Genomic DNA, 11,387 nt, shown 5'->3' on the forward strand with positions numbered 1-11,387 from the left:
CCTGTCCGGCCCGAACGCCTTCCCGCGCACGACCCGGACGGCTCCCGACTCCCGGCCCGGACGGCCCCCGGCGGCCGGAGACCGGCCCGAAGGTCCCGAACTCGCCCACGACGCCACCCGATACCGCCTTCCGCAGCACCCCCGCGATGTGCCATTGTTCTACTTGAATACGAACAATGATGAGGGGGAGACTCAGTTGACCACCATCCGCAGGTGCGCCCTGGCGGCCGGTCCGTTCGCCGTGGCCGCCGCTGCCTACGCCGGCGTCTTCTCGGCGAACCGTGACCGGCTGCCCGACCGCATGGCCACCCACTTCTCCATGGACGGCACGGCCGACGGCTTCATGGGCCGCGACGCCGCGCTGTGGTCCGGAGTCGGTCTCATCGCCGGTGTCGCCGTGCTGTTCACCGTCCTCGCCGCGGTCGCCACGAAGAACGCGGGAGCGCGGGTGACCGCAGCGGTCGGCGCCGCGACAGCGGCCCTCCTCGGCTGCCCGCTGATCGCCACGGTCGTCGCCGACGCGGACGCCGGTGTCCACGACCCGGCCGGCGCACGGCTGCCCCTGTGGTTCCTGGCCGTGCTGCTGCTCCTGGTCTGCGCGGCGACCGGTGCGCTGATCTGGTGGCTGGCGAAGGCCGCGCCGCGACCCGGGGCGGCGCCGGTGTCTCCCTCGATGCCGCTCGCCGAGGGCGAGATGGCGGCCTGGAGCCGCACCGTCGTCACCCGCGCGCTCCTGCTTCCCGCCGCCGCGGTCACGCTCGGCGGCCTGCTCACCGCGGTGTTCGGCCCCTGGCAGGTGGGACTGCCGCTGCTCGTCCTCGGCCTCGCCTGCGCACCGATCGCCTCTGTACGGGTCACCGCCGACCGGCGCGGACTCACCGTCGCCTCGACCCTTCTGCCCCGGCCGCGGCTGGCCGTGCCCCTGGACAGCATCACCGACGCGGGCAGCGCGCAGATCGACGCCATGGGAGACTTCGGCGGCTGGGGATACCGGATCCTCCCGCACCGGCGGGGCGTGGTGCTGCGCTCGGGGGAGGCCCTGTCGGTCCGTACGGTGAAAGGACGCGAGTACGTGGTCACCGTCGACGACGCGACGACCGCGGCCGCACTCCTCAACGGCCTGGTGGCGCGTGGCACGGGGGAGCGGGCGCCGGGATGCTGATCCGTGTCCTGCCCGACTCGCCCGTACCGCTGGGCGAGCAGATCGCCGCCTGTGTACGGGGGGCGATCGCCGACGGCACCGCGGCCCCGGGGGAGCGGCTGCCGCCCGCCCGTCAGGTCGCCGCGTCACTGAACGTCAATGTGCACACGGTACTCCGGGGCTACCAGCGGCTTCGAGACGAGGGCCTGATCGAGCTGCGCCGCGGCCGGGGCGCGATGGTCACCACGGTCCCTGGCATCGCCCATCACGCGCGGCTCACCGCATCGGTGCACGACCTCGTCACCCAGGCCCGCGAACTCGGCCTCACCGACCAGGAATTGATCGCCCTGGTGCAGAGCAGCCTGACCGGCGAGTCCCTTCCCGTACCAGCGAACGCGCGCTCCCGGCCGCCGGAGCCCACAGGTGAAGCGCCCCGCTGATCCGTTCGGCGAGGGCGCCGAGTCGTCGAAGTCCTCGTAGCGGAGGCCTCCGCGTACGCCGTCGTCGCGAGACCCGCAACAACCGCCCGACTGCCGGTTCCGGGCCGCAGTCACGTCCGTGGACCAACGCCGCGGCCCGTCGCCCGTCGCCACCGATGGCCGCGGCGCACAAGCCCGCTACCGGCGACCGGAGTTCACGGAGCACGACTCCTGAGCCCGCGGCTCGCGGCCGAGTTGGGCCATGGCAACCTCAGGAACGGCATCGCGACGGTGGGTTCCGAAGGTGGTGACGTTAAGGGCTGTCCCGTAATCCCCGGTGGATCAGCGCGCGGCGTCAGATGCGGTGCATCGCAAGGCGGAGGGGCGTCCTCATACTGGGCGTATTCGGGCGATCCGACAACGCAGCGAGGTGCCGTAGCTGTCGTTGTGCGCCCGCCGGGGATTACGGGACAGCCCTTAGCCGCCGGATCGCCCCGGCGCGGTCCGCCACTCCGGGATTCGGCACCGCCCGCATCGCGGTCCAGGCAGTTCAAGCCATCTTGGCGACCGCCTGACTCCGGGGGTCCGGCGCCCGGTTCGAGAATCCTTTCTCCCGGCTCCGTCCCAGGTCGGACGGTCGGCCCGAGAGCCACTCCCGGCGCCGGACGGACCGCTCGGATTGTCCGGATCACGGCACCGCACCCGCCCGTTTGTCAGTGGCGTGACCGAAGGTTCCCTCCCGCGGTCCTGTCACGACTCATCGAGGAGCACGGTGCTCTCGACACCCTCACGCAATCCCCCACCCGGGTCACGCCTTCCCCGCCGTCCCCTGGCCGGGTGAATCGAACGGGGCTCGGGGCCCGCCGCACTTGCCCGCCGCGCCGAGCCTCGAACCTGTGCTCGAACCGTCGCCCGGTCCACCCCGTATCGACGCCGTGATCAGCCGCGTTGTCCGGAGTGCTCCACCCGATCCCTACCGAGGAGAACACCGTGAATCCCGTACGCCCCCTTCCCGCCGCCCACCCCGCGTTCGAAAATCCTCCCGCCCTCCCCTCCGGACCCGTCGTGACCCGGCGCCCGGCGGACGCGCGCCGCGCCCCGTTCGCATCCGCGTCACGACCGTCACCGAGGTGGGGGGCATGACCGAGGCGACAAAACTTCCCACGGCTCTGCGAAGCTGGGCCGAACGAGAGATCTCCGGCACCGCCCGAGCCCGGAACGCGTCCCACCCGCGAGACGGCGCCCGGGTGTGGGAACTCGAGCGTTCCGACGGCCGCCGGTTCTGTCTGAAGCTCTCCGCCACGGCGCGGAGGTACGAGCGGGAGACGTTCGCCCTGCGGCACGCCGCGCCCGCACTCGGAGCCGGCCGGGCACCCCAGTTGCACGCGTCCAGCGCCGAGCACCTGGCGCTGCTGACGACCGCCCTGCCAGGCCGCCCGGCGAGCGAACTCCCGCTCACGGCCGCCGAGGAGAACGAGACCCACCGGCAGGCCGGTCTGCTCCTGGCCCGGCTCCACATCGCCGGCGACCTCACCGGCCACTGGCGCGCCGAAGCCGAGGACGCGCTCCACACCGCGGCGCACGACGCGGAGCGGCAGCTGGAAGCGGCCGGGCACCTGCTGACACCGGAGCAGCGCACGCTCGTACGCCACTTGGCCGACCGGCTTCGCCAAGTGGGGCCGCTGCCACTCGGGTTCATCCACGGCGACGCCCGGCCGGGAAACCTGCTCTGGTCGGGGCGCGCCGCCTGGATCGGCTTCGCACGGTCCCGATTCGCCCCTGTCGTGCAGGACTTCGTCCCGTTGGCCTGTGGGGTGTGGGCCGACCGGCCGCGCCTGCGCGCCGCCTTCCTCGGCGGATACGGACGCGAACTGACCCCGCTGGAGCAGCACGTTCTGACCTGCCTGGCCGGCCTGGACGCGGTGCGCGCCCTCACCCCGGACGCGGCGCACGACGATCCGGACGCCGCCGCGCGCGGGCACCGCACCCTTCACCTGCTGACGACGGGGGTTCTCGCGTGAAACGGCTCCGCATCACCGGCGGGCGGCCCGCAACCGCCGTGCCGCAGACTCCGTCCGCGGGCACGGACACCGCCGCCGTTCCCGCCGCGCGCACATCGGGTCCGCAGCCCTCGGCCCCTCCCGAACTCGACTACAACGGCCGCAAACACCGCCGGGCCATGGACGACGCCGGCTTGTGGGACATGGCCCGGCGGATCCCGATGGCGCTCACCCAGTCGGCTCGCCTCGCCTGGTCCGTCGACCGGCGCATGACGCTCACGATCCTCGTGTGCCAGGTGCTGTCCGGCCTCGGCACCGCCGTCATGCTCACCGCGGTCTCCCAGGCGCTGCCCCACCTCACCACCTTCGACGCCCCGACCGGACTGCGCCGGGCATGGCCGGCCCTGGCCGTCGCGGTCGCCGCGATGGCCACGGGCGCCGGGATGTGGATCCTCGCCGACTGGGCCACCCGCCGTCTGAACCCGAAGATCGCCTCCGCCGCCGATCTCACCCTCGTCGACCTCCACATGAAGGCCGAACTGTCCGCGTACGACACCGCGGGATTCACCGACCGCAGCCAGGCCGCGGAGATCGGCGCTCTGCGCGCGGTCGACCTCGCCGACGACGCCAAGACCCTCACCAACGGCTTCGTCCAACTGGTCTCCGCCGCGACCGTCCTCACCTCGCTGCACCCGCTGCTCCTGGGTGTCCTGCTGCTGTCGGTCATCCCCAGAGGCCTGGGCGGGGTGATCGCGGCCCGCATCGACTACCGCGTCCACGACCGCACCCTGTCCGCCCGCAACGTGCGCGGCATGATGCGCTGGTGGCTCACCACCGCCGAGCTCGCCGACGAACTGCGGGCCAACACCATGCGCCCCTACCTGCATTCCTGGTACCGGGCGATGTGCGACCGGGTCGAGGGGCGCGAACTGGAGGGAGCCCGGCCGTACTTGATGGTGACGCTTCTCGCGGCATCCCTGGCGGGCCTGTTCACCCTGGGCATGTGGGCGGCGCTGGCCGCACTCGTCGTGTCCGGGGCCATGTCCACCGCGATCGCCGGCACCGCCATCGTCGCCTCGCAGACAGCCGGACGCGCCCTCAACTCCATCGTCCGGTACGGCGCGGTGATGTTCCACCACGGCCTCTACCTCAGCGACTACTACACCTTCGTCGACGAGGTCCGCTCCATGACCACCGCCCGCGGTAGCACCCGGGCCGGGGCGCCGCAGCGGATCCGCCTGAGCCAGGCCGGGTTCACCTACCCGGGCAAGGACACCCCCGCCCTGCACCCGACCACCCTCACCCTCCACCGCGGCGAGGTCGTCGCCCTCGTCGGCGAGAACGGCGCCGGCAAGTCCACCCTGATCTGTCTGCTCACCGGGCTGACCATGCCCACCGGCGGAACCGTCCACTGGGACGACACCGACCTCGCCACCACCGACGCCGAGTCGGCCTGGCGGCACGTCGGCCTCGTCCCCCAGAAGAACGGGCACTGGCCGCTGCGCGCCCGGGAGAACATCACCCTCGGCCAGCCCCGCGAACACGGCGACGAACGCGTCTGGGAGGCCGCTGAACGCGTCGGCATGACCACGGCACTCCGGGGGCTCCCTGACCGGCTCGACACCCTGCTGGCCCGCTCGGTGTGGGGCGGACACGAGCTGTCCGGCGGGCAGTGGCAGCGCCTGGCGTGCGCGCGGGCGATGTACCGGGAGCCGGCCCTGCTCGTCCTGGACGAACCGACCAGCGAGATGGACGCCCGCGGCGAGCACCTGATCTTCCGCGAGCTCCGCGCGATGGCCCCGGACCGGATCACCGTGGTCGTCACCCACCGCCTGGACAACGTGAGGATGGCCGACCGGGTCATCGTCCTCGAACACGGGCGCATTCGCGAGGAGGGCACCTTCGACGCCCTCGTCGCCACCGAGGGAAGCCTGCTGGGCGAGCTGTACGCGCTCGCCCAGGACCGCTGACCTCACCCACCCCACCGGCGGGGCCCGCCCTGGCGCGGCCCCGCCCCTTCCCTCGCCGACCCCGACACCTCGTACGACCGGGTGGGCGTGCGCGCCGGGCAGTGCGCCGGGCATGCTCCGGCCGACCGGGGCGTGCGCGGCTGCTTCTCCTTCTCGGTGGGCAAGAAACATCGGTGGCATCGACGACGCCGGAGCCGTCCTGACGACCACCGCCGAACGGGCCGAAAGACTGCGCCGGCTCACCGACATGGGCCGCGACCGCGCCGACCGCCACCACCTGCGTTCCTTCCCGATCAGCCCGCGTTCGAGGAGATCGAGCACCGCAGCCACACCTCCGCCCGGTCCGCCGCGGCCACGCAGCGGCTCTGCCTGCCCGCCTGTCCCGAACTCACCGACGCCGAGGCCGGACAGGTCATCCGCGCCGTGACCGCCTTCTGCGCCGCCCGTTGAGCAGGCTCGTCCGGTCCGGCGGAGGAGCGCGGAACAGCGTCCGCCGCGGGACCGGGGCGGAGCGGGCTCGACCGCCCGGGCCGTCAAAGCAGTTCGGGCCGTCCGGGCCGCCCGGGGCTTCCTGGGGGAGGGAATTGACTGGTCCGCCGGTTCGGGCGGCCCGTAGCATCCGCTCATGATCGAGGACGAGGCGGAGGCCGTGGCGGGGCGCACGGGGGACGACGAACCGGAGGACGGGGACACGAGGTCACCTCGTGAGGTCTGCTGGCGGGGCAGGGGCGTCGCGCTGGCGCCGCTCGACGTCGACGACGCGGAACTCGTCCACGTCTGGCGCTCCGACTCCGTGGCCGCCCACCAGATCGGTATCTGGCCGCGTGCCCTTTCCGCCGTGCGCGAGCGCATCGAGCGCGACGTCGACGACAACGACCGCGACGACTTCCTCGTCCTGCTCCCCGACGGCACGCCGATCGGCCATATCGCCCTGACCGACCAGGACATGGTCGACGGCACGGCCGAGATCGCCCTGATGCTGGACCCGGACCACCGGGGCCAGGGGCATGGCACGGACGCCGTGGACGCGCTGGTCGACCTCGCCTTCGGCGAACTGCCCATGCACCGCGTCCAGGCCGTCACCCACACCACCAACACCGCGGCGCTCGCCGTCCTGGCCAGGGCCGGGTTCGTCCAGGAGGGGATACGCCGCTCCGCCTGCCTGCACCGGGGCCGCCGCTACGACGTCGCGGTGCTCGCCCTGCTCCGGGACGAGTGGCAGGCACTCGCCCGACCCCGGTCCTGGGACGTGCCGGACGCCGCCCCGCATACCTGAGCCAGTGGCTTCCCCACGGGACTAGGATCGGGGCATGGCCCTGATCATGAGCGACGTGGACCGGTTCGAGGCGGCCAGGCCCCGGCTGGAGGCCATCGCCTACCGGCTGCTCGGCTCGTCGGGCGATGCCGAGGACGCCGTACAGGAGACGTTCCTGCGCTGGCAGGCGGCCGACACAGGCCGGATCGAGGTCCCCGAGGCCTGGCTGACCAAGGTCCTCACCAACCTCTGCCTCAACCAGCTCACGTCGGCCCGGGCCCGGCGCGAGACGTACGTCGGACGCTGGCTCCCCGAACCGCTGCTCGCCGGTGACCCCATGCTCGGCCCCGCCGACACCGCCGAACAGCGCGAGTCGGTCTCGTACGCCGTCCTCGTCCTGCTGGAGCGCCTCGCACCCAAGGAACGGGCGGTGTACGTCCTGCGGGAGGCCTTCGGCTACCCGCACCGGGAGATCGCCGGGATCCTGGACATCACCGAGGCGGCCGGCCAGCAGATCCACCACCGGGCCAAGAAGCACATCGCCGAGGGCAGGGCACGCACCGAGGTCGACGAGACCGCCGCCCGGCGGATCGTCGAGGAGTTCCTGACGGCGGCCACCAGCGGCCGTACCGAACCCCTGATCCGTCTGCTCACCGAGGACGCCGTCTCGGTCGGCGACGGCGGCGGCAAGATCCCGGCCCGCGCGAAGGCCTTCGAGGGCGCGCTCGCGGTCGCCACCTTCCTGCGCGGTCTGTTCAAGCCCAGCGACGCCAAGCGGAAATACATCGGAGGCGCGCCCGGGATGTACGCGGCCATCGCCAACGGCGGGCCCGCGATCGTCGCGGTCGTGGACGGCCGGGTCGTCGGGATCAGCTGCCTTGAGGTCACCCCGGAGGGCATCGTGGCGGTCCGCAGCCAGGTCAACCCCGACAAACTCGTCCGCGCGACCGAACAGTGGGCCGCCGCCGGCCAAGGGCAGGACCCGTTCTGCACCCTCTGACCCCGCCGACATGATGTGACGCAGGACACATCTTGTTCCTGTCAGGAAACGCCGGGCTGCCCGGTTCAAGGGGCGACACCACGCCGGACAACGGCGCACCCCTCCCGACAGGAGCACGGACATGCAGCACCGCATCGTCGTCCTCGGCGCCGGCTACACCGGAGCCACCGTCGCAGGCCGCCTGGCCAGGCGGCTGCACCGCGAGGACGTCACCATCACCCTGGTCAATCCCGAGCCCGACTTCGTCGAGCGCGTCCGGCTGCACCAGCTCGCCACCGGCCAGGACCTCAGGCCCCGCCCGCTCGGCGAGATGTTCGCCGGTACCGGTGTGGAGCTGAGGCTCGCGAAGGTCACCGCCGTGGACGCCGACCGCAGGACGGTCGCCGTCACCGGCGCCGACGGTCCTGCCGAGCTCGTCTACGACACCCTGGTCTACGCCCTGGGGAGCGGCTGGAACGACGGGGGCGTCCCCGGCGCGGCCGAAAACGCCCACGAGATCGCCGGGCGTCCGGGCGCCCGCCGGCTGCGCGAGCGCCTGGCCGCCCTGGACGCCGGCCTGCCCGTGGTCGTCGTCGGCGGTGGCCTCACCGGCGTGGAGGCCGCGACCGAGATCGCCGAGCTGCGCCCCGACCTCGCCGTGTCCCTGGCCGTCCGCGGTGGCCTCGGTGACTGGCTCTCGGACAAGGGACGCGCCCATCTGCGCAAGGTCACCGGCCGGCTGGGCATCGAGGTCCACGAGCACGCCGAGGTCACCGAGGTGACGGCGGACGCCGTGACGATCGCCGACGGGCGCGGCCTTCCCGCCGCGGTCACCGTGTGGACCACCGGCTTCGCCGTCCACCCCGTCGCCGGCGCCACCACCCTGGAGACCGCCGAGCACGGCCGCATCCTGGTCGACGACACGATGCGCTCGCTCTCCCACCCCGACGTGTACGCCGTCGGCGACGCCGCGCTGGCCGCCGGCCCCGAGGGCAAGCCGCTGCGCATGTCCTGCGCCTCGGGCGTCCCCATGGCCTGGCAGGCGGCCGACGCCATCGCCGCCCGCCTCACCGGCACCAAGGTCCCGCGGGCCTCCATCCGCTACTTCCAGCAGTGCGTCTCCCTGGGCCGCGGAGAGGGCCTGATCCAGTTCGTCACCGCCGACGACCGGTCCGTCGACCGCACCCTGACAGGCCGCACGGCCGCCCTCTACAAGGAACTCATCTGCAAGGGCGCGGCCTGGGGCGTGGCCAACCCGACGGTGGGAATGCCGTCCAGGCGCCGTCGCCTCGCCCGCGGGCAGGCCCAGGAGGAGACCCTGGCGAAGACGACCGCCTGAGCCGTCCTGATCGGCTTCGGACCGGGCCGCACAGGAACGCGCACGCCGGGCCGTGCCCCTCAGGGCATGCGCTACGATTGATCTTGAGCTGAACGGCGCGCGGCGCACGGCTCGGTGATGCGTTGGTGGTCCAAGGAAAGACGCCCCGCTTCCTGCGGGGAAATGCAGGTGCGAGGCCTGCCCGGCGCTCTGTGAAGACCCTGTCCCGTGTTCCGCGGGACAGGGTCTTTTTTCTCTTGCCGTCCACGCCATTGGCCGCGACACCGCTCCCGTGGGGACGGCCGCTCGGCGGCGCCGCCGCAGCCGACCGAGATGGTGTCTCAGCCGACCGAGATGCGGCGCAGCCGGCGCGGAGAGGCGGGGGAGTAGGCGGCCCGCGCGTGCACGACCCGCCGGTTGTCCATGACCAGGACCTGTCCGGCCCGCCACCGGTGCGCGTACCTCACCTCGGGGATGTTCAGCGCCGAGTCGAGCGCGGCGAACAGCGCGAGGTTCTGCTCCTTGGTGTAGCCGACCACGGCCGCGCCGTAGTTGCGCTCCGGATCCTCGGGGTGGTCCAGTCCGACCCACAGCGCGTCGCCGCCCGTGACCGGGTCCACCTGCACCGGCGCGACGATAGGGTTGCCGCCCGGCCGGTCCACGTAGAAGCCCGAGACCCGGGACCAGTACTCGATCTCGATGCCCCGCAGGGTGTCCACCAGGGCGGCGGGGGCCGTCGCGAAGAACGCGGCGGCGCCGGCGATCAGTGTCTGACCGCCCTCGTCCGGGGCTTCGAGGCACTCCAGGCCGATGTAGTCGACCGGGTTGGCGTTCAGAAGCGCGTCGGTGTGCATCGGTATGGCCCCGGTGCGGAACTGGGAGTTGTCGGACCCGGGCCGCTGCTCCTGGACGAGCTGTGTTCCGAAGCCATACGGCGCCGGGGTGCCGAGCGGCGCCATGATGTCCTCCAGGGACAGCTGATCCGGACCCGCGGGCTCCAGGACCACGAAGCCGTGGCGTTCCAGCTTCTCCAGGTACGGCGCGCCCGCGCGGCGGTCGCAGCAGGCGTCGGCGGCCGCGTGCCGCATGTCGGTGCTGGCATCCATGAACTGTGTCTCTTCCCCTGACCGGGCAGTGATGAAGCATCAGATATGTTGCTGTGGAGGCTGGTTGGTGTGCGTGAAGTGGGTCCGGGTGTACTGGGCCGCTGCCGGACCGAACTGGAGCGTCGCGTGCGAGCCCGCGGTGTGGATGTCGCGCCACAGCCGCTGGAGAACGGAGTCGGCGCTGTGCCCGCGCGTGCCCGAAGCCCCCAGGAGACGGTCCACCGCGCGCACCAGCAACTCGGCCGCGAAGGCGCAGTCCCGCTGGTTGCGGGCCACGTCCGCGCGGGTGAACGCCGGCGCGGTGTCGATGGCTTCGGCGATGCGGTCCAGGAGCAGTTCGGCCGCGTCGATCTCGCCGGAGCCGCGCGCGAACACGTCCGCGTACTGGGCGAGCAGGGGGTCGTGACTCTGCTGATTTCCTTGGACCTTGGCGCCGGTCAGCTGTTTCCAGGACCGCAGTGCGCCGTGCGCGGCGCCGAGCATCGGCAGGCAGAACAGAAAGGTGTTCACGGCCGTCAGCGGCACCGTGCCGCCGTCCGGACCCGCGGGCGGGGCGTCCAGTTCGGTGAGCAGGGCCGCCGGGAAGGTCATCGCGTCCGGGACGAAGACCTGTTCGGCGACCGCCGTGTGGCTGCCGGTGGCCTGCATCCCCACGCTGTCCCAGGTGCGTTCGACACGGACCTTCGTGGACGGCACCAGACACAGCCGCTGCCCGCTCGCGCCCGGCCCGTGCTCGGTGGCGGACAGCAGGATCCAGTCGGCCCGCTCGGCGTAGGACACCGCGGGCCAGGTTCCCGAGAGCGACCAGCCGCCCTCCACCGAGGTCGCGGTGCCCCTGGGTGTCACGCCTCCCGCGATGAGGGTGTCGGGGCCGTCGGCCCACAACTGCCGCTGTCCCGCTGGTGGCAGGTGGTGCGCGGTGCGCGTCATCAGCGCGGCCACGACCGCGCACCAGGCGGTCGCCGGGCAGTCCGCGCCGATGACGACCGCCGCCCGCTTCAGCTGCGCGAAGGTCCCGCACGGGCCGCCGTGCGGTGCCGGGACGAAGTGGCGGGCGGCCCCGGCGGTGACGAGCGCGTCGATGACCTCGGGGTCCGGCGAGCGGGCGGCCTCGGCCTTCTGGGCCCGCTGACCGGCCAACTCGGCGACCACGTGGGCCTGTTCGACAAGCAGGGAAGACGGTCCGGTCGTCACGGCCG

9 protein-coding genes are annotated in these 11,387 nt (G+C 72.8%); 7 read left to right on the forward strand and 2 right to left on the reverse strand.

What is annotated here, in order from left to right; translation table 11 throughout:
* Positions 1–196: 196 nt before the first annotated feature.
* The 7 genes from ACZ4AA_RS17865 (at position 197) to ACZ4AA_RS17895 (ending at position 9,103) form a co-directional block, all read left to right on the forward strand.
* Entirely contained in the window at positions 197–1,162 is a 966-nt protein-coding gene (locus ACZ4AA_RS17865; RefSeq protein ID WP_467602392.1) for a DUF1648 domain-containing protein, read from the forward strand.
* Positions 1,156–1,581 carry a GntR family transcriptional regulator gene (locus tag ACZ4AA_RS17870; protein ID WP_467602394.1) on the forward strand — a complete coding sequence of 142 codons (426 nt, stop codon included), beginning with the start codon at positions 1,156–1,158 and terminating at the stop codon, positions 1,579–1,581. The genes ACZ4AA_RS17865 and ACZ4AA_RS17870 overlap by 7 nt, the downstream gene beginning before the upstream one ends.
* Positions 1,582–2,699: 1,118 nt before the next feature.
* Positions 2,700–3,581: a phosphotransferase enzyme family protein gene (locus ACZ4AA_RS17875; RefSeq protein WP_467602396.1), complete on the forward strand. Its 882-nt coding sequence runs from the start codon at positions 2,700–2,702 to the stop codon at positions 3,579–3,581.
* 182 nt (positions 3,582–3,763) lie between these two features.
* Positions 3,764–5,530, forward strand: a complete 1,767-nt coding sequence (locus ACZ4AA_RS17880) for an ATP-binding cassette domain-containing protein (protein WP_467602498.1) — start codon at positions 3,764–3,766, stop codon at positions 5,528–5,530.
* Between the two features lie 625 nt (positions 5,531–6,155).
* A complete protein-coding gene (locus tag ACZ4AA_RS17885; RefSeq protein ID WP_467602398.1) occupies positions 6,156–6,806 on the forward strand; it encodes a GNAT family N-acetyltransferase in 651 nt (216 codons plus the stop codon).
* Between the two features lie 34 nt (positions 6,807–6,840).
* Entirely contained in the window at positions 6,841–7,785 is a 945-nt protein-coding gene (gene sigJ / locus ACZ4AA_RS17890; protein WP_467602400.1) for an RNA polymerase sigma factor SigJ, read from the forward strand.
* Between the two features lie 121 nt (positions 7,786–7,906).
* Positions 7,907–9,103, forward strand: a complete 1,197-nt coding sequence (locus ACZ4AA_RS17895) for an NAD(P)/FAD-dependent oxidoreductase (protein ID WP_467602402.1) — start codon at positions 7,907–7,909, stop codon at positions 9,101–9,103.
* Between the two features lie 320 nt (positions 9,104–9,423).
* Here the strand turns inward: ACZ4AA_RS17895 and ACZ4AA_RS17900 are convergent, their stop codons facing one another.
* Positions 9,424–10,188 carry a TauD/TfdA family dioxygenase gene (locus tag ACZ4AA_RS17900; RefSeq protein ID WP_467602404.1) on the reverse strand — a complete coding sequence of 255 codons (765 nt, stop codon included), beginning with the start codon at positions 10,186–10,188 and terminating at the stop codon, positions 9,424–9,426.
* Between the two features lie 39 nt (positions 10,189–10,227).
* Positions 10,228–11,382: an acyl-CoA dehydrogenase family protein gene (locus ACZ4AA_RS17905; RefSeq protein WP_467602406.1), complete on the reverse strand. Its 1,155-nt coding sequence runs from the start codon at positions 11,380–11,382 to the stop codon at positions 10,228–10,230.
* Positions 11,383–11,387: the final 5 nt, after the last annotated feature.

Source organism: Streptomyces sp. NPDC024698 (assembly GCF_055559015.1).

Excerpts from the sequence above, each read along its gene's own strand:
- ACZ4AA_RS17895 (WP_467602402.1), top strand. The coding sequence starts at position 7,907 with ATGCAGCACCGCATCGTCGTCCTCGGCGCCGGCTACACCGGAGCCACC.
- sigJ (WP_467602400.1), top strand. The coding sequence starts at position 6,841 with ATGGCCCTGATCATGAGCGACGTGGACCGGTTCGAGGCGGCCAGGCCC.
- ACZ4AA_RS17875 (WP_467602396.1), top strand. The coding sequence starts at position 2,700 with ATGACCGAGGCGACAAAACTTCCCACGGCTCTGCGAAGCTGGGCCGAA.
- ACZ4AA_RS17880 (WP_467602498.1), top strand. The coding sequence starts at position 3,764 with ATGGCCCGGCGGATCCCGATGGCGCTCACCCAGTCGGCTCGCCTCGCC.
- ACZ4AA_RS17900 (WP_467602404.1), bottom strand. The coding sequence starts at position 10,188 with ATGGATGCCAGCACCGACATGCGGCACGCGGCCGCCGACGCCTGCTGC.
- ACZ4AA_RS17870 (WP_467602394.1), top strand. The coding sequence starts at position 1,156 with ATGCTGATCCGTGTCCTGCCCGACTCGCCCGTACCGCTGGGCGAGCAG.
- ACZ4AA_RS17885 (WP_467602398.1), top strand. The coding sequence starts at position 6,156 with ATGATCGAGGACGAGGCGGAGGCCGTGGCGGGGCGCACGGGGGACGAC.